We start from the raw sequence: 18,904 nt of genomic DNA on the forward strand, positions 1-18,904 counted from the left end.
GCCGTCACAGTTTGCACAAGCAAGAGTGGAACGTCTTGCCGCAAAGTTAAGAGAATCAGGTGTCATAAATTATACAAATCAACAGATCAAATTACCCCCAATCTGATGATTCTACAGAACAAAGCGAGTAACTAACACATATTGTAGTATCATTGTAACTCGTGCTTCTCATGGTAGAACCAATGACACCTAGATTTAAATACACCAAGGCTAGTCAAGAGAATATTCAACAACTGGGGAATATTCTTGAACAGTGCTTTGTCATGTCCTTTGGTGACAGTGAAATTTATGTCAAAGGTATTGGCTTAGAAAACTTCCGTGTTATTTACCGTGAACAGAAAGTTGCAGGGGGACTGGCAATTTTGCCGATGGGTCAGTGGTGGGGGGGTCAGCGTGTACCAATGGCGGGGATTGCGGCTGTGGGTATTGCTCCAGAATATCGTGGTGATGGAGCTGCGATCGCTCTTATTCAGCATACCCTCCAAGAAATCTCTGAGCAAGATATCCCTATCTCGGTTCTCTATCCAGCTACACAACGCCTTTATCGAAAAGCCGGGTATGAACAAGCTGGTAGTTCTTGCGTGTGGGAAATTCCCACCGATAGTATTCAAGTTCAACACGCCTCTTTACCCTTAGAACCCGTAGTTCTCAAAAATAATCCCATCTTTTATGAGTTGTATCAACAACAGGCGCAACTGACGCACGGATACTTAGATCGACATCCCGCCATTTGGCAAGGATTAAGTCGCACACTTGATACAGAAACTCTCTATAGTTATTTAATTGGTGACAAAAACAAACCACAAGGTTACATCATCTTTACTCAAGAGCGAACCAGAGATGGCTCAATTCTCAGAATTAGAGATTGGGTGATGCTTTCAAATCCTGCTGTACAAAGTTTTTGGACATTTATTGCCAATCATCGTTCTCAAATTGACAAAGTAACGTGGAAAAGTTCTATCATCGATGCTTTGACATTGCTGCTACCAGAGCAAAGTGCCACAATCAGGAGTCAAGACCGTTGGATGTTGCGAATCGTCGATGTGTGTAAAGCACTGGAGGTGCGGGGTTATCCACCAGGAGTAGAAGCAGAGTTACATTTACAAGTACAAGATGACCTTTTAGCTACCAACCACGGTAAATTTATCTTATCTGTTGCTAATGGCAAAAGCGAAGTAACAAAAGGTGGCAAAGGTGAATTGCAGCTAGATCTTAAAGGATTAGCATCCTTGTACACCAGTTTATTTACACCCCGTCAGTTGCAGCTCACAGGAAAACTCCAGGCGACAGAAACCGCACTTCTCAAAGCTACGCAAATCTTTGCAGGTGAATCTCCTTGGATGATTGATTTCTTTTAAGTAGGGTATAGGGGATGAGCTTTTCCTATTTCACCTAGATACTTTACTAGATTTTTGAATCACGAATTATTATGCACCACAGTTCTGGTCGCTGGCGCTTAGGCCTGGCTTTATCTCTGCTAACTGTTTTTTTGTGGGGAATTCTACCACTGGCGCTGAAGGTGGTACTGCAAGCGCTCGATGTATATACAGTTATTTGGTTTCGCTTTTTGGTATCGTTTGCCTTGCTGGCTGTGTATTTAGGAATGCGTGGTAACTTGCCAAAGCTAAAACAGTTACAAGCTAATTCTTGGAAGTTATTAGCGATCGCCACACTCATGTTAGCCTCTAATTACTTCCTGTTTATGCAAGGTCTAGCCTTAACATCACCTGCAAACGCCGAAGTAATTATTCAATTAGCTCCCCTCTTGTTAGGTTTTGGTGGCTTAATTTTTTTTCAAGAAAGATACAATTTCTTGCAATGGCTTGGTGTTGGTGTATTAACTTTAGGTTACGTTTTATTTTTTCGTTCTCAATTGACTAACGTTATTACATCCCATGATACCTATGTTTTCGGCAGTGCCTTAGTAGTTTTAGGCGCAGTAGTTTGGGCTATTTATGCTTTAGCACAAAAGCAATTATTACAGTTCCTATCTTCTGCCCAAATCATGCTAGTTATTTATGGAGGATGTACATTACTCTTCACTCCTTTCACTAAGTTTGATGAAATTAGTCAAATCAGTAATCTTCATTTATTCACATTAATTTTTTGCGCTTTAAACACAGTAATTGCCTATGGTGCGTTTGCAGAATCTCTAGAACATTGGGAAGCCTCACGGGTAAGTGCAGTTTTAGCTTTAGCACCGATTTTGACTTTACTCGCGGTGGAGTTGATATCACTCATTGCACCTGATTTAATTCCCCCAGAACCTCTGACAACTACAGGAATTGTGGGAGCGTGTTTAGTGGTAAGTGGTTCAGTGGCGATCGCCTTAAAAAAAGCCTCATAGTCTAAAATCTACAACAAACTTGTTTACTAGTTAATAATCTTATGATTATCGACCCTAACAATGTGCCTATGGAAAGAGGCACAAATTACCCCGATGCTTTCAAAGCGATGGTTGCAGGACGGATGCGACAAAAGTTGGGCAACTTTGCTGGGTTGAAGAATTTTGGAGTCAACTTAGTGCAGTTAGAGCCAGGGAGTTTTTCTGCTTTAAGACACTGGCATTCTCATCAAGACGAGTTTATTTATATATTGGCAGGTGAACTGACTTTAATTACAGATGCCGGAGAAGAAATTCTGACACCAGGGATGGCGGCTGGATTTCCCGCAGGTGAAGCCAATGGACATCATTTAGTTAATCGGTCTGCGGTGGTTGGGGTGTATTTAGAAGTAGGCGATCGCACCCCCAATGACCAAGGTTTTTATCCCGATGTACCAGATTTGATGACACCACCTAGTCCTGATGGCAAATCCAGACAATTTATTCACCAAGATGGAACGCTATATGAATAGGGGAATGGGAGATAAAACAATTCTTCCGTAAATAGCCCGATCAATCATGTAGTGTTCCTATGTAATAAATCACCTACATACAAAGGAAATTTTTCATGACTAACACTAATGCTCAAGAAGCCTCTAAAGTTGCAGAACCTCTACTCCGCCAAGGTGACTCTGGTGCGGCTGTGGCTGAATTACAACGGTTGCTGAATGCCAAAGGTGTAAAAGTATCAGTTGATGGTATCTTTGGTGCGGGAACCCAAGCCGCAGTGATCAAATTTCAGCGCGCCAACGGTCTCACGGCTGACGGGATTGTCGGCTCAAAAACTTGGGTAGCTTTACGAAAGGTTCCTACTCCCACAATTCGTTTAGTAGATGTTGCTCTCAACTACGACCCAACCCAATTTCCCCATCAAGTATCTGCTTTGGAATGGCTGCAAAGTCAAATTCCCGCAGCTACGCTCAATGAATTTGCTCGTCGTTGGCGGAATCAGTAGGTTGAAAAGTAAGAGTTTGATAGACCCTAAAGAACACCAAAAAATAAATTATCCGAAATTAATGATTTGGTAGGGTGCGTCAGCATGAATAATATTTGAGTATAGTTAGGTTCTATCTCACTGACACACCCTACATTGTGGATAATTTTTGATAGCTGATCAAACTCCTACTTTTTCCTGTTTGATTGCACTCAGATATTCTGCTAAAGCTTCTGAGCCACCAATTAATACACCATCAATAAACACTTGCGGAACAGTTGTTGCACCTGTCACAGCGCGCAGAGAACGAGTTGTAATTCCTTTACCCAAGGTAATTTCTTCATACTCTATACCATTTTCTTGTAGCGCGGCTTTAGCACGAGCGCAGAAAGGACAACCAACTTTAGTAAACAAGGAAACTAATTTTGGCTTGGCTGCTTGAGGATTAATGTATTTAAGCATTGTTTGAGCATCAGACACCTCAAATGGATCACCTGGTACATCTGGCTCAATGAACATCTTCTCAATTACACCATCTTTCACCAGCATGGAATAGCGCCATGAACGTTTGCCAAATCCCAAGTCTGCCTTATCTACTAACATTCCCATGCCTTCGGTAAATTCCCCATTACCATCAGGAATCAGAGTGATATTTTCTGCTTCTTGGGTTTTTGCCCATTCGTTCATCACAAAAGCATCATTTACGGAAATACAAACGATTTCATCAACACCATTCTCTTTAAACACTTTAGCCAACTCGTTGTAACCGGGTAGGTGAGTAGATGAACAAGTTGGCGTGAATGCACCAGGTAAAGAGAAGACGGCGACTGTTTTACCTGCGAATAAATCATCAGTTGTTACATTCACCCATTCGTTATTTTGACGAGTCCGAAAGGTGACTTGAGGAACTCTTTGACCTTCTCGATTGGAAAACATATATTTAACCCCTGCTGACAAAATTTTACTTTTGATTGTCTCCTCTCTTAAGCGTAGTCATTATGACTATATTTGTCAACAAGGAAAATTTTTGTAGTTACACCATGATATTTATAGTTATTGGTGTAACGCACACCTGCAAACCTCTTCCTGATGGGAGCAACGAGTCTATAATATCCACAAACTAAGACTTTTACAGAGTTTCAACTAGCCTTGCGCTCTTTCAAAACCTGATCTAGTAATTGCCTAGCGGGTTGTGCTTTAGTCAAAGCTGCTTGGTGGTCACTATAAGCGCGCACCAAGCGAGCTAAACTACTTACACCAGTCTTAAGCTGCTCCAGTTCTTCACCTGATACCAGTTCGCCATCAAGCATCCGCCCGATCAAAGGTTTAATATCTCCCACTTCCTGACGAACTTTTTGCAGCTTTTCTACAGAACTCAGTAGGGATTTTAAGGAGTTCAAAATATTATCAATATCTTGGAGATCATCCACAGCTTCAGGCAAATTTTCCACCTCTGACACTGTCGTTAATTCCTCTACAGCTTCACTTTTAACCCCATTTGGCTTTATCATTAACGCTTCCTCAATAATTTGTTTTAGTCTAGCTTGAAAGTTGCTATGGAGGGGCTAGGGAACAAATACACTAACCCCTAATTTCTAGTTCCTTTTTTATTTTTGAATTGTTACTATGCAGGGTTTTATTAATTTAGATAAACAATTTGGGTGGACTTCCCACGACTGTGTAGCACGGTTAAGAAAAATGTTACGCCTCAAACGAGTGGGACACGCAGGAACATTAGATCCAGCAGCCACTGGGGTGTTACCTATCGCAGTTGGCAAAGCTACAAGATTATTACAATATCTCCCCAATGACAAAGCTTATAAGGCTACTGTTCGTTTTGGTGTGCAGACGACAACAGACGATTTGCAAGGTGAAATTATTACTTCCCAGCCTTGTGCGGGATTGAGTTTATCTGAAGTGAAAACTGCACTTTGCCAATTTATCGGCAAGATTGAACAAATACCACCCATTTACAGTGCGATTCAAGTAGAAGGGAAACGCTTATATGATTTGGCGCGTAAAGGTGAAACAATAGAAGTGCCAGCGCGGACTGTAGAAGTTTTTAGTATAGACGTTTTGGATTGGCGGGAAGGGGATTTTCCCGAATTGGATGTGGCGATCGCCTGTGGTAGTGGTACATATATTAGAGCGATCGCTCGTGATTTAGGTGCAATTTTCAATACAGGTGGAACTCTCGCCGCCTTGATCCGCACTCACAGCAGTGGCTTTAATTTAACAGACAGTCTCACCTTGACGGACTTAGAAACTCAACTGCAAGCTGGGACTTTTGAACCAACTCCCGCCGATGCAGCTTTGCAATATTTACCGTCAGTTACCCTACCTAGCATCTCTGCACAAAAATGGTGTCAGGGACAGCGAATTGAATTAAATTTAGAAACCGTTGGTAAAGTGCGAGTGTATCAAGCAGAAACAAATATTTTCTTGGGTATTGGAGAATTGCAAACTGGTGTGTTAATTCCTCAAATGGTGTTTGAACCGATTTCTTAAATGGGACTAATGAAAACTTACGACTGGATTGTTGTTGGTGGGGGAATTACGGGTGCTGTACTCGCCTACGAATTGGTGAAAACAGGCTTTAGTGTACTGCTATTAGAAAAAGACGCTGTAGCTGAGAACGCTACTCGTTACAGTTATGGTGGACTTGCCTATTGGTCGGGGAGTACGCCATTAACAAGACAATTATGCCAGGAGGCGCGCGATCGCTACAACATTCTTCCCCAAGAGTTAGATGCTGATATTGAATTGCGAGAATTGGATTTATTATTAACAATTCCTGCGAACAGCGACCCGGAAGTTACAGCAAGGTTGTATGCTCAGTGTGCAGTGCCGCCATGTTTATTGAGTGTACCAGAAGCTTGTGAGTTAGAACCACTGCTGAACCCAGGAGCGATCGCAGGCGCTCTAACTGTCAAACATGGTCATATTCACCCCCAAAAAACTGTGCAAGCTTACATTCAAGCCTTTTTACGTGCTGGGGGTGAGTTGCAAATAGGTGAAGTATTGCAAGTAATCTCAGGTGGCGTTAAGACGACTACTGTAACTTATCACAGTGCTAATGTAGTCGTTTGCGCTGGCGGACTTAGCCGACAGTTACTAAAATCCGCAGGTGTTTCCATTAAAGTGTATTTTACTCACGCAGAAATAATTGAAACTCCTCCCGTTGATTTGCGGTTAAATACTTTAGTTATGCCAGCTAATCTGCAAAGATTTAAATTAGAGTCTACATCTACTAAAGTTGATAAATTATGGAATAAACCCGGTAATCAACTAGCACCACCTATATTAGATGCGGGTGCAATTCAGTTTTTAGATGGGAGTTTACGCTTGGGACAAATTAGTCGTGTGCTGACAGATGTGGATGCTTATATCAACCATGAAGAAAGTGAAGATTGGTTGCGACAAAGTATTAGTCATATTTTACCCAGATTGGGTAATTTACCAGGAAATTGGCATCATTGTTTAGTTGCATTTAGTACTAATAATATACCTATAATTGGTGCGATCCCCGAATTGCCAGGTGTGCATATTTTTTCTGGTTTCAGCAATCCCTTAGTTTTGATACTACCCTTAGCACAGCGCTTTGCTCAATTTTTATCTGGTACAGAAGATGATATTATTCCCCAATTTTCTGATTTTTTAATTTTGACTGGGAGTTAATTTTATTTCTGGAAGTTTTACCTCAATTGTATCTGAAGCAATTAGCTCTTGAGCTTCTTGTAAAAGCTGTTGCTGTTCCTGTTGAATTTCTTCCAGGCGATGTGAAATATCTATTAATCTTTGCTGTTTATCTTGATACAAAACTTGATTGCTTGTCATTGGCAAAGCTTTTGTATCATCCATGATGTGAGAATTGCTGATTTTTTGTATACCAAGGCTAACAAATTTAGTTACAGCTAAAACAACCCCTTGAATCAAAGCTTGAATTAATTTTAATGGTAATTGCAAAATTGACCAGCTAGCTGTTTCAATCAAATACATTATTGCTTTGATAATGTTCCAAATAACAGCTATGGCAAATATTAAAATTATAAAACTGATAATTGGGTGATTAGTTGCCCAAGCAAATATCTGCACTAATCGCCAAAATGTAGGGTGTTGTACTAGCCAATCATTGACAGAAGCATCAATGGCTGTTTTTAGCGCCACAGATGTTTTACTCTTAATTTGCTCTGCCGTTTGCCAGCTTTGTCCTAGAGTTGTTGTAACGACATCAATAGCTTTATCAGTGGTTGTATTAGTCGTTTCTTGTAAAGATTGTCCAAGTTTTTGTGCTGAGTCAGTTAAAGAGTTAACGCTTTGGTCAACATAACCCTTTGCTGTGTGCCAATGTTGTAATAAACCTTCAGATAAATTTATTTCTACTGGGGGTGACATAAAACATCTCACAGAGGTTGGAATCAAACTCGCAACCCATCTTGAGGTTGGTTGTTAGGGACTGGCACCGAATCTAAACTTTGATTAGGCAAGATTTCCCAATGATAGCGACGCAAAAGATGGGCTGCAACAATCTTCATTTCCATTTTGGCAAAAGCTATGCCAAAAAATAGTACCGGCAGCTTTTAAGTTCGCGGTGGTGAAGAAACCCACGTCACCATATAGAGGGGTCAGGCATTCAGTGATTACTGCGGCGCTGGATGCGACAGATGGGAATATTAGAAAGGTGCTTAAATGCACGGGAATAAAAAATCTTTGATGAAGCTAAAAAAGGAGTGAGCGCGAAACCCCCACTATACCTATTTATGAAGCAGTACGTGAGCGCTGTCAATCTATTTATATAGATAAAGTTACTGAGAAATATCTCTATAATTTATGTTTATTAGGCGTAGATATAGTAGGAGTTTACAGAGCGTCTTGTAGTTTTTTATGTTTATGTCGACTTAATACTATGTTGAATTCTTCAATTGTTCTGTCCTTCATTATCATTCTGATTACACTTGGGGCTTGGATAATGGGACTATCCATTCTCAGGACTCAAAAAATTCTCAAATTATTCAAGACCGAACCAGAGCAACTGAGTTGGCAAATCATGTTTTTACTAATGATTTTTTTTCTGGGTGGTTATTTGGGGAGCATCTATTTAATAATTGCGAGGCTGATTGAATGGATACCATTGCTTACTGGCATGGTTTTCTTTTTCGGGGCATTATTCGTTTTTTTTAGCGTTACTATCTACTACCACACACTGCAACGACTATTTATAGTACAGGAAAAATACCGCGCAGCAAAAGAAAATGCTGAATCAGCTTTATTTCAATTAAAAGAAACTCAGCAAGCCCAAATGCAATTAATTCAACGTGAAACTATGTTAGCGTTGGGAACAATGGTTGCTGGGGTTGCCCACGAAATTAATAATCCAGTCAGTTTTATTCATGGCAATTTAGACTATCTTCACCAGTATGCTCATGACTTACTAAACCTTCTAGCAACTTATGCTTCTGTATATCCAAATCCAGATGTCAGAATTGTTAAGGCTCTTGCTAACAGCGATTTGAAGTATATCCAGAGCGACTTACCAAAGCTGCTGAATTCAATGCAGGTTGGCGCAGTTCGCATTAAGGAGATTGTAGAATCGCTCTCAAATTTCTCACGTTTGAATGAAGCTAACTATAAAAAAGCTAATATCCACGAGGGTATTGATAGTACACTAGTCATTTTGCAGCATCGGCTTAACTGTGATGGTAGTAATGGCCAGCCTATTTCAGTGATTAAAGAGTACGGGAAAATTCCTCAAATTTTTTGTAATCCTCGCTTTTTAAATCAAGTATTTCTAAATTTAATTAATAATGCCATCGATGCTTTGATTTCAAAGGTAGCTACTCTCGCTCCAAATATAGATGAAACACCAACTATTTGGATTCGTACATTTCATTCTCAGGACAATCAAATCACTATCTCAATCGCTGATAATGGTTGTGGTATGAGTGAAGAGATTTGTCGGAGCATTTTCCAACCTTTTTTTACTACTAAGCCTGTTGGTCAAGGAACTGGTTTAGGTTTGTCTATTAGCTATCAAATTATCGTTGAGCAGCATGGTGGCTCTATCAAATGTACTTCTATTGAGAACCAGGGAACTAAAATCGATATTATACTCCCGATTAAACAATTAGAGAATAGCAATTAGGGTAATGTCTATGCCAGCTATTTCACGGTTAGGTGGACGCTCGTTGTAGACTTCAAAATTTATCCTCCATTAATTCAACGTGAGTTCGACAAGTCTTTTTTGACCTCTCCCCCAACCCCTCAGACTTTTGGCTCCGACCTGGAGAGGGGAGTAAAGAGCTAACATCTCAACGAAAAATGGTGTTTTAAAGCCTCTACGCCACTTGCTACAACGCGGGGAATCCGCGCAACGCAGTGGCTTCTCCTTGCAGGGGAGAGGTACCCTGCGGGAAGCCGCGTCTAGTGGAGAGGGGTTTTTTTCTTCGTCGAACTCACGTCTAATTAAAACTTAAAATCAGCGACGGTAATTCTGCGATTCTGCACTAGTTCAAAATGCAAAATCTAAAGATGGGAGCCTTTTTTTGAATTTACCGACTATTCATTGAATAAGTCTAAATCGGTGACAGCACCTACACTACTAGAAGCTACCAACTTGGCATATTTTGCGAGTATGCCTTTAGTGTAACGTGGGGGACGGGGTTGCCAGTTGGCACGACGATGGGCTAATTCTTCGTCTGATATGTTCAACTGTAAAGAACGGGCATGGGCATCAATTGTGATGCTATCACCTTCTTGTACCAGAGCGATCGCTCCACCAACTGCTGCTTCTGGTGCAACGTGTCCGACTACCATCCCATAAGTACCACCGGAGAAGCGTCCATCGGTAATTAGTCCCACTGAATCACCTAAACCTGCACCGATAATAGCTGAGGTGGGGGCTAACATTTCCCGCATCCCAGGGCCGCCTTTGGGGCCTTCGTAACGGACGACAATCACGTCACCGGCTTTAATCTTACCTGCCAAAATTGCATCTAAACAATCTTCTTCTGATTCAAATACTTTGGCTGGCCCGGTAATCACAGGATTTTTCACACCTGTAATTTTGGCGACTGCGCCTTCTGTAGCCAAATTACCTTTGAGTATAGCCAAGTGACCTTGGGCATACATGGGTTTATTCCAAGGACGAATCACATCTTGGTCGGGGGATGGTTCTTCTGGGATATCTGCTAAAATTTCGGCAATGGTTTTACCTGTGATGGTGATACAGTCGCCGTGGAGTAAACCATGCACAAGCAACATTTTCATAACTTGGGGTATACCGCCTGCTTTGTGCAGGTCTGTAGCTACATATCTACCGCTTGGTTTCAAGTCGCACAAAACGGGGACACGACCACGGATAGTTTCAAAGTCGTCTAGATTCAACTCTACACCAGCTGCACGGGCGATCGCAAGAAAATGTAACACGGCATTGGTGGAGCCTCCCACCGCCATAATTACTGCTATGGCATTTTCTATGGATTTACGAGTGATAATCTGCCTGGGTAATAGTTGATGACGAATCGCCTCTACTAATACCTTGGCTGATTCTTCCGTACTATCAGCTTTTTCGTCGTCTTCTGCTGCCATTGTAGATGAATAGGGCAAACTCATTCCCAGAGCTTCAAAAGCAGAGGACATGGTATTTGCTGTGTACATCCCACCGCAGGAACCTGCACCAGGACAAGCATTGCGTTCTACTGCTAATAGTTCATTTTCGTCAATTTTGCCGGCGCTGTACTCACCAACAGCCTCAAAGGAACTAACAACAGTTAAATCTTTGCCGTTGTAGTGTCCGGGTTTAATTGTGCCACCGTAAACAAAGATAGCAGGGATATTCATCCGAGCGATCGCTATCATTGCCCCTGGCATATTTTTATCACAGCCACCAATGGCAATTACCCCATCTAAACTTTGCCCATTACAAACGGTTTCAATGGAGTCAGCAATTACCTCTCGTGATACCAGGGAATATTTCATCCCTTCGGTTCCCATCGAAATCCCATCACTAATCGTAATTGTACCGAATATTTGCGGCTTTGCTCCAGCGCGATTTATACCAGCTTCTGCCCTTTGCGCTAGTTGATTTATCCCCATATTGCACGGGGTAATCGTGCTGTAACCATTGGCAACACCTACAATGGCTTTGGTAAAATCTGCATCCTGAAAACCAACAGCCCGCAGCATTGCTCTGTTAGGCGATCGCTGCACCCCTTGTGTGATAGCCTTGCTTCTAAGATTCTCCGACATCGTTTTTCCTTCAGTGCCTTCATCGCTTGTGGTGCGATTGTATTACCTGTATTTTCTCATGCGGATGATGTACTAATTTGCATCCATCTTGAGAGAAAATTCATCTACTTACCATTACCTATAGTCTAGACGGACAATTTTCATCGATGATTTGTCATTCGGTTGCATACACATCTCTATTTGTCAATAGACAAACCGTAAATTGTATAAGAATTCAAATAACAACATTAAATTTACGATTCAACAGCATTATAGATAAATCTAGTGCCTAGTACCGTCTTCAAGTCAGGAAAATTTAAATACAGAGATAAAATACTTGTATCCTTTAGCTGATTCCACCGAAAAAAATATTTAAGATTTCATGAAGAATATCTACTGACTCTATGTATACTTAAGCAGATACAGTTAATGTCATAAAAGAATCTTCTACCACCTGAATTCTAATACATGAGTATCAATAAAACTCAGTCATTGTTGCCAGTACCCGCAGGTAATTTACAAGTTCCTGAGTTTCCACCTAGTGATTCGGGTGTGACTGGTCAACCCATCCAATTTTCTCTCATCATTCCTACTTATAAAGAAAGCGGGAATATTAGGAATGTCGTTGAGAGATTAAGTCAGATACTGGATGAGTTTATACCAGGAGATTATGAACTGATTGTAGTAGATGATGATAGCCCAGATGGCACTTGGGAAGTAGCCCTATCTTTGATGGCAGAATATCCACAGTTACGAGTAATGCGACGGCAGGAAGAAAGAGGACTATCTACAGCCGTAATTCGTGGATGGCAAGTAGCTAGAGGTAGTATTTTGGGAGTAATTGATGGAGATTTACAACATCCCCCCCATGTATTGCTGGAACTTTTGCGGAAAATCCATAGGGGCGCAGATTTAGCTGTAGCCAGTCGTCACGTAGATGGGGGTGGTGTAAGTAGCTGGAGTTTTATCAGACGCTTTTTGTCTCGTGGGGCGCAATTATTAGGACTAGTGATTCTGCCTAGTGTATTGGGTAGGGTTTCTGACCCTATGAGTGGTTATTTTATGGTGCGGCGTAACTGTATTACTAATGCCACCTTCAATCCAGTAGGGTATAAAATTTTACTAGAAGTGATTGGGCGGGGTCAAGTAGACGAAATTGCCGAAGTGGGTTATGTATTTTGTGAACGCCAAGAAGGTGAGAGCAAAGTTACTTGGAAGCAGTATGTAGATTACATCCACCATTTAATTCGCTTGCGACTTTCCACCGGCAGGCTGCAAAGAATTCATCAAAGCTTTCCCTTTGATAAATTCATCCGTTTTGGTTTGGTAGGGTTGAGTGGTGTATTTGTAGATATGGTGATACTGTACCTATTAAGTGACCCATCAACACTAGCCTGGCCACTTACCCGCAGTAAAATTATTGCCTCAGAAATAGCAATTTTTAACAATTTTCTCTGGAATGATGCTTGGACATTTGCCGACGTATCAATGCAGCAACAGCATTGGCATCAACGGTTGAAGCGGTTTTTAAAATTTAATATTGTTTGTTTGGCCGGGGTAGTGCTGAATGTACTGATATTGAATATTATCTTCAATTATCTCATTCCTAACCGCTATATTGCCAACTTGATTGCGATCGCCATAGCCACTGTTTGGAACTTCTGGGTAAACCTGCGACTCAGTTGGCGAGTAACTCAAGTCAAATAAGTAGAATGTGCCTTGGTTAAATCATCCAGGCCGCTTGAAAAAATTCTTGTTCGCAAAGCATGGCGTAGCGATAAGTTGAATTGGTTAAGGTATTAGCAGTAGCATAGTTTTCTAGTAAACTGTCTAATTGTTGTACTAATGGTAGAAAATCAGCACTACTGTAAGTCCGAATCCAATCAGCGTATTGATGATTAGGAACACCATTTTTAGCTAACTGTTCTCCCAAAAAAGCATACAGACGCATACAAGGAGACATGGCCGCAGCAGTTAAACCTACATCTCCACCCCAGGCAGTAGCCAACAAAAAATCGGTATAGCGACGGGTGGCTATCCCTGGTTGCACAGAATGTAAATCAACTCCCCATTGGACTGCGTAGCTTTCATGTAGACGCATCTCTGCCAATACACCACCAGCTAAATTGTGAAACGTAGTAAAACCTATCCAGTCTGGTGATTTAGCCGCAGCAATACTGTAAGCACGGGCGAAGGCTTTTAAGAAAAAAGCATCCTGCCCTACATAATAAGCAAATTTTTGCTCCTCCAGGCTACCATTACCAATACCTTGAACAAAAGGATGCTCTAGGCAAGCTGCGGCTAAATCTTGATTTGTTGTCCAAAGTTGATTTGAGAGAGTCAAGTCGCTTCACTCCAATTCAAAATTCAAAATTAAGCATTCAAAATGGTAGGAACTGTAGTAGTACTGAACCTAGACTGCCTACAAAGTCGAAGAAACTGGGTTTACCGGCACTTAACTTTTCTGTATATGGTGTTTGTAATTCTTGGATGAAAGCCTGGGCTGTTTGTGTTCCTGTGGCGTTATCTTGGGATGTAAAGAGCTTTTCGGCAGTTTGGGCATCTTGGGTGGCACCTTGACGGTCAAATAGCTGGTATCTAGCAATACCACGAGCTAAATATGCACCAGCGTATTCTGGTTTAGATGCGATCGCCTGGTTAAAATAATTAATAGCCTGTTGTTGATTGCCTTTTTGTGCCTCAGCTACACCCAAAGCATAAAATTCGTCTGGTGTCGCAATTTGCAAGGGTATGCCTAACGCACCTTGAAAGTTAGTTCCCTGCAAATATGCACCAGTAAATTCGGCATTACTTAAAAATGCACTTCTTAAATCAGCACCGGCTAAATTTGCTCCACCAAGTTTAGCTTCACTCAAATTCACTCCAAATAAACCCGCACCACTTAAGTTTGCACCACGCAAATCAGCACCACTCAAGTTTGCCCGGCTCAGATTTGCACCCGCAAGGTTAGCGCCGCTTAAATTGGCTCCAGTTAAGTCAGCCATCACTAAACCAGCACCACTCAAGTTACAGTTTTGACATTGCTTAGTCGCTAATAACTGTCTAATATGTTCTTGATTTGCCGCTTGGGCAATATTGGTCAAACTAATTGTAGTTATAAAAGTAGTAGCAATAAAAATTAGGTTTTTCATCGTCGGTTTCAGAGTTTTTCTACTCAGTACTCAACCGCTTATAATATGAGTCACTTGAGCAGTTTGCCCTCCGTATAGACCGATATAAAGCAATTAAGACTTACGCACTGAACCAAAAAACCCTTCTGAGGGTGGTCAATAGTCAATAGTCAATAGTCCACAGTCAAAAAACCTTGATTTTGACTATTGACTGTGAGGCAGTCGCAGTCTTCTATCAGGTTCAGTAAGATAAAGCGTATAACCCTTGTTACAATGTCGTTTCAGACTTCAACGGATTTTGAATAGAGAATGTCAAGATATAATCCCTAATAGGGATTGAAACTCTTAAAACTTGTAACTAATAGAAAGTATCAAGATACAATCCCTATTAGGGAACGAAACTCCCAAAACCTGTAAGACGACCAGCTAATTTTCACAAGGAAATTAACAAATTAAAAATCCCCTTACGGGATTGAAACTATGCTAAGTGTCACAAAACCAAGCTTCGGATTGAGAATAAGAAATATCTCTGCCCCTCAAGAAAATGAGCAAATGAGGGCAATTACTTATAGTATGGATTTGTTAATCCCTGGCTTATATATTTGGTTGCCAGCCTTTAGTGTTCGGATTGGTGGTAGTGTACCCGATGATCATCCTTACAAATATCCAGGAATAATTCACAGTGACACCGGAATTGCTTTAGTATTACCAGGGTATAGGATTTTCTCGACCTACCAGGGCAACTATGACCCTAAACAAGCATCTGATACAGGGACTTCCAGCTTTTAGTACTACTGTCTTAGACTCAAGTGCGTTTGAAACAATGATGACTGGTGCAGGGTACTCAAAATCAGGAAGCGCGCCAGCACAAGGAAATAGAGTAAAAGTCTGGTGGATTCATAGTAGTTATCCGAGAGTTGAGTCAATATATAGCCCAGACCAAAAGTTGGTAATAACTGCATATCATGTTGTTTAGAACTACCTCAACCCCAGAATTAGTATTTGATTTCTGAAATATACGTAGGGGAGCCACTGCGTTGGACGGGTTTCCCGGCTTGGAGCAAGTGGCGTTGGGCATTGCCCACCGTATCATGGTTTTGGTGGGCAATTCTCACCCTACAGATACTTAGATATTTTCAAAAATAAAATATGATTCCTATATAGTGCCGCTACTTATTATCACAGCACCGTGCAGGTAATACTTGCCCAAAGTGTTGATAATCTGCCAAATACTTTTCTAATACAGCAAATTGAGGCAAATTAAGACTGTAATAAATCCAGCGCCCTTGTTGACGGGAGTTAACTAAACTAGCTTCTTTGAGAGTTTTGAGGTGAAAAGACAGTTTTGATTGACTTACCCCCAAAGCTTCGCACAAGTCACAGACACACAATTCTCGCTGACGGAGTAATTCCAATACATTAATCCTAATAGGATCGGAAAGAGCATGGAACCCAGCAGCGATGAAATGAGGAACGGTAGCAGTGGGGGTTTGCATGAATGAAAGTCAATAAAGGGCTGCTATTTCTATTCTGGCGTAGAAACGAGAGCTTCCGGACGATAACGGATGCCAGCTTGCTTAATTCGGCCTAAGGCTTCACCTAAGCGATCGCAATCTGCAATTAAGCTTATCCGCACATATCCCTCTCCGGCAACCCCAAAGGCATTACCAGGGGTGACGACAACGCCTGTTTGCTGCAACAAGTTGAGAGCAAAATCTGTCGAACCCATACCTACAGGACATTTCACCCACAGATACATGGTGGCTTTGGTTTTGGGAACATCCCAACCCAACTCACCTAATCCTTGGATGAGGAAATCCCGTCTGGTGCGGTAGCGTTGTTGTACTTCGTGCAGATAAATATCTGGTAGTTGTAAGGCTGTCTCGGCGGCTGTTTGCAAGGCGGCAAAAATGCCATAGTCCAAGTTGGTTTTGAGTGTCCGCAAGCCTTGAATGACATGACGATTGCCCACAACAAAGCCCACACGCCAACCAGCCATATTGTAGGTTTTTGATAAGGTGTGGAACTCCACGCCGATATCTTTAGCCCCAGGAATTTCTAGTAAGCTGGTGGGTTGATAGCCATCAAAGGCTAACTCGGCGTAACACAAATCATGCACCAAGAGAATTTCGTATTTACGGGCAAATGCCACAATTTCCTCGAAAAATTCACGGGGCGCAGTCGCGCCTGTGGGGTTGCTGGGATAGTTAAAGTATAGTATTTTGGCTTTTCTGGCTACTTCTTCGGGAATGGCGGTTAAATCAATTAACCAGTCATTCTCAGGCTTGAGAATTAAACTGTGGACTGTACCCCCAGCGATTACCGGGCCACGAAAATGGGCGGGGTAGGCGGGGGAAGGAACCAACACCACATCACCTGGGTTCACATAGGCGATCGCTAAATGGGATAATCCTTCTTTAGAACCGAGTAGGGGTAAGGCTTCACTATCGGGATCTAAGACAACCCCATAGCGGCGATTGTACCAGTTAGTAATGGCACGGCGGAAACTTGCTGTACCTTCAAAGGGGGGGTAACCGTGATTGGCGGGGTTTTGCAAAGCTTTGATAGCCGCATCTACCACTGGTTGTGGTGTCGCGCCATCGGGATTCCCCATCCCCAAATCTATTAAATCAATTCCTTGCTCCCTTGCCTTAGCTTTCAGCTCGTCAAGACGGGCAAATACATAAGGTGGTAGTTGCTGTATCCTATCTGCTGGCGTAATCCAATCGAAACTCATTCCTCAACCTCGTCACTTATTCCCCTGGTGGAGACACGATGAACTGAGTCTCTACTATCTGTTGGTGCAGTGGTAGAAACCATCGCTGCCATTAACTGTTCCAACGCAACTTTGAATGGTAGGCGATGAATGTCAGATTGAGGTGTTAAAGCGATTTCGGCGGCTGTTTGCAACTCGCCTAAGGTAATATTACCCAACCCCAAATCTCCTAATTTTTGTGGCAGGCCAATCTCTGCATAAAACTTTAATAGTTGTTGTCGTGAGGCGGTGGCTAGTTGATTGCCTTGCACCATCTCTTCGAGGCGCAGTTGCACCAAAATCCCATAGGCGACTTTTTCGCCGTGGATGCTACTGTGTCCGGCAATGTGGGTTAAACCATTATGGACTGCATGGGCAGCGACTGTACGGCACTGCGCCCCACCTAGTCCACCGATGACACCAGCAAGTAAAACTGTGGCATCCACAACTTCCCGCCAAGCTTCACTACCTGGTTGTTGTAAGGCAATTGCCGACTTTTGGAATAAAATATCGCGTAAAACTCGTGCTTGTTGGACTGCGGAGATAATTAAAGTTTGTTCTAGATGCCCACTACTAACGGAAGCTTCATACCATTTAGCGATCGCATCCCCAATCCCTGCCACTAGTGTATGTTGTGGTGCTGTTTGAATCAAGTCGTAGTCAAGTATCAGTAAGTCGGGACAGCGAGATAAAGCCACATCGTAAAGAAACGCCCCGTCCTCAGAATATACATTGGATAACGCCGTCCAAGCGGCACAGGTAGCGGCTGAGGTGGGAATTGTGGCTACAGGTAAATCTAACTGATGGGCAACTAATTTCGCTGTATCTAACGCTTTACCCCCACCAATGCCGATAATGGCATCGGCTTTATGTTCTTTGGCTGCTTTCCTCAAGGCTTTTAAGCTAGCTTCCGCGCAATCTGCACCGTAGGAGGCTTGGGCAACGTGCAGATTCTGGGCTTCTAAAATTGGTTGCAGACTCTCTTGGCTGATAGCAACGGTGCTATTACCTGCCACAATTAAAGGACGACTGCCCAACTTGGCAATTTCTGTGGCGGCTACCTGCAATATATTAGAGCCACGGATTACTTTTGCTGGGGAAACCGCGAGGGTGATTAATGAACTAGCAGTTTGAGTAGACAAGGTTTGATTAGATAATTGATTAGGCATATACTCTAGTTTGCCAAAAACCTTGATATATCTTCATAAAATTAGACTAATTAGAATTCATATCGGTTTCCCCAAAGAAGGGAAATGCTTGTCAGAACATAATTAGCGGGGTTGCCTGAAATTAAATATTGCCCATTATCCTTAAATTCTGAACTACCAAACTTTTGAATAAACATATAGTAATTAACAATACCACTGTCAGAATACTCAGCCAAAGTATTGTTATTCATGTCACCGCATGGATTAGGAAATAGAATTTACACCTTTCATCATCCATGAATGATTGGTTGATTAAATTTAGGTAAA

At 42.0% G+C, this 18,904-nt stretch carries 18 protein-coding genes; 9 read left to right on the forward strand and 9 right to left on the reverse strand.

The annotated features are described in order from the left end of the window. The first annotated feature begins 182 nt into the window (after positions 1–182). The 4 genes from eis to ACM5QX_RS04515 all read left to right on the forward strand — a co-directional run bounded on the left by eis (position 183) and on the right by ACM5QX_RS04515 (position 3,338). Positions 183–1,358: an enhanced intracellular survival protein Eis gene (gene eis / locus ACM5QX_RS04500; protein ID WP_414752551.1), complete on the forward strand. Its 1,176-nt coding sequence runs from the start codon at positions 183–185 to the stop codon at positions 1,356–1,358. 71 nt (positions 1,359–1,429) lie between these two features. Continuing rightward, a complete protein-coding gene (locus ACM5QX_RS04505; RefSeq protein WP_414752552.1) occupies positions 1,430–2,347 on the forward strand; it encodes a DMT family transporter in 918 nt (305 codons plus the stop codon). Positions 2,348–2,388: 41 nt separating this feature from the next. Then, a complete protein-coding gene (locus tag ACM5QX_RS04510) occupies positions 2,389–2,856 on the forward strand; it encodes a cupin domain-containing protein (RefSeq protein WP_414752553.1) in 468 nt (155 codons plus the stop codon). Positions 2,857–2,951: 95 nt separating this feature from the next. Next, positions 2,952–3,338, forward strand: a complete 387-nt coding sequence (locus ACM5QX_RS04515) for a peptidoglycan-binding domain-containing protein (protein WP_414752554.1) — start codon at positions 2,952–2,954, stop codon at positions 3,336–3,338. 159 nt (positions 3,339–3,497) lie between these two features. On the opposite strand, the gene ACM5QX_RS04520 is transcribed toward ACM5QX_RS04515, so the two are convergent. Continuing rightward, entirely contained in the window at positions 3,498–4,253 is a 756-nt protein-coding gene (locus ACM5QX_RS04520; RefSeq protein ID WP_011321631.1) for a glutathione peroxidase, read from the reverse strand. A 203-nt stretch (positions 4,254–4,456) separates the two neighbouring features. After that, a complete protein-coding gene (locus ACM5QX_RS04525) occupies positions 4,457–4,828 on the reverse strand; it encodes a hypothetical protein (RefSeq protein WP_414752555.1) in 372 nt (123 codons plus the stop codon). A 115-nt stretch (positions 4,829–4,943) separates the two neighbouring features. Between ACM5QX_RS04525 and truB the strand changes: the two genes are divergently transcribed. Together truB and ACM5QX_RS04535 are read left to right on the forward strand one after the other, a co-directional pair. Then, positions 4,944–5,825 carry a tRNA pseudouridine(55) synthase TruB gene (gene truB, locus ACM5QX_RS04530; protein ID WP_414752556.1) on the forward strand — a complete coding sequence of 294 codons (882 nt, stop codon included), beginning with the start codon at positions 4,944–4,946 and terminating at the stop codon, positions 5,823–5,825. A 9-nt stretch (positions 5,826–5,834) separates the two neighbouring features. Then, entirely contained in the window at positions 5,835–6,995 is a 1,161-nt protein-coding gene (locus tag ACM5QX_RS04535) for an NAD(P)/FAD-dependent oxidoreductase (RefSeq protein WP_414752557.1), read from the forward strand. Here ACM5QX_RS04535 and ACM5QX_RS04540 read toward each other — a convergent pair. Beyond that, entirely contained in the window at positions 6,975–7,712 is a 738-nt protein-coding gene (locus tag ACM5QX_RS04540) for a hypothetical protein (RefSeq protein ID WP_414752558.1), read from the reverse strand. The genes ACM5QX_RS04535 and ACM5QX_RS04540 overlap by 21 nt on opposite strands. A gap of 511 nt (positions 7,713–8,223) precedes the next feature. On the opposite strand from ACM5QX_RS04540, the gene ACM5QX_RS04545 reads away from it, so the two are divergent. Beyond that, positions 8,224–9,459, forward strand: coding sequence for a sensor histidine kinase (locus ACM5QX_RS04545; protein ID WP_414752559.1), 1,236 nt, complete (start codon positions 8,224–8,226; stop codon positions 9,457–9,459). A 413-nt stretch (positions 9,460–9,872) separates the two neighbouring features. On the opposite strand, the gene ilvD is transcribed toward ACM5QX_RS04545, so the two are convergent. Continuing rightward, positions 9,873–11,564: a dihydroxy-acid dehydratase gene (ilvD, locus tag ACM5QX_RS04550; RefSeq protein WP_414752560.1), complete on the reverse strand. Its 1,692-nt coding sequence runs from the start codon at positions 11,562–11,564 to the stop codon at positions 9,873–9,875. A gap of 447 nt (positions 11,565–12,011) precedes the next feature. Between ilvD and ACM5QX_RS04555 the strand changes: the two genes are divergently transcribed. Continuing rightward, positions 12,012–13,250, forward strand: a complete 1,239-nt coding sequence (locus tag ACM5QX_RS04555; protein WP_414752561.1) for a glycosyltransferase — start codon at positions 12,012–12,014, stop codon at positions 13,248–13,250. 16 nt (positions 13,251–13,266) lie between these two features. Here the strand turns inward: ACM5QX_RS04555 and ACM5QX_RS04560 are convergent, their stop codons facing one another. Both ACM5QX_RS04560 and ACM5QX_RS04565 read right to left on the reverse strand, forming a co-directional pair. Beyond that, positions 13,267–13,887, reverse strand: a complete 621-nt coding sequence (locus ACM5QX_RS04560) for a TenA family protein (protein ID WP_414752562.1) — start codon at positions 13,885–13,887, stop codon at positions 13,267–13,269. Positions 13,888–13,924: 37 nt separating this feature from the next. Beyond that, positions 13,925–14,695, reverse strand: a complete 771-nt coding sequence (locus tag ACM5QX_RS04565; RefSeq protein WP_414752563.1) for a pentapeptide repeat-containing protein — start codon at positions 14,693–14,695, stop codon at positions 13,925–13,927. 459 nt (positions 14,696–15,154) lie between these two features. Between ACM5QX_RS04565 and ACM5QX_RS04570 the strand changes: the two genes are divergently transcribed. Continuing rightward, complete coding sequence (locus ACM5QX_RS04570) at positions 15,155–15,463, forward strand: hypothetical protein (protein ID WP_414752564.1); 309 nt, start codon at positions 15,155–15,157, stop codon at positions 15,461–15,463. A gap of 380 nt (positions 15,464–15,843) precedes the next feature. On the opposite strand, the gene ACM5QX_RS04575 is transcribed toward ACM5QX_RS04570, so the two are convergent. Genes ACM5QX_RS04575 through ACM5QX_RS04585 form a run of 3 tightly spaced genes read right to left on the reverse strand, consistent with a single transcriptional unit; the run spans position 15,844 to position 18,598 of the window. Then, positions 15,844–16,170: an ArsR/SmtB family transcription factor gene (locus ACM5QX_RS04575; RefSeq protein WP_414752565.1), complete on the reverse strand. Its 327-nt coding sequence runs from the start codon at positions 16,168–16,170 to the stop codon at positions 15,844–15,846. 29 nt (positions 16,171–16,199) lie between these two features. Then, on the reverse strand, positions 16,200–17,411 hold the full coding sequence (locus tag ACM5QX_RS04580; protein WP_414752566.1) for an aspartate aminotransferase: 1,212 nt from the start codon (positions 17,409–17,411) through the stop codon (positions 16,200–16,202). Continuing rightward, the gene (locus ACM5QX_RS04585; RefSeq protein ID WP_414752567.1) at positions 17,408–18,598 is read right to left on the reverse strand and encodes an iron-containing alcohol dehydrogenase family protein; all 1,191 of its coding nucleotides are present in this window, start codon (positions 18,596–18,598) and stop codon (positions 17,408–17,410) included. The genes ACM5QX_RS04580 and ACM5QX_RS04585 overlap by 4 nt, the downstream gene beginning before the upstream one ends. Positions 18,599–18,904 lie beyond the last annotated feature (306 nt).

Origin of the sequence: Anabaena sp. CCY 9910, from assembly GCF_963920875.1 — a bacterium.
GTDB lineage: Bacteria > Cyanobacteriota > Cyanobacteriia > Cyanobacteriales > Nostocaceae > Trichormus > Trichormus variabilis.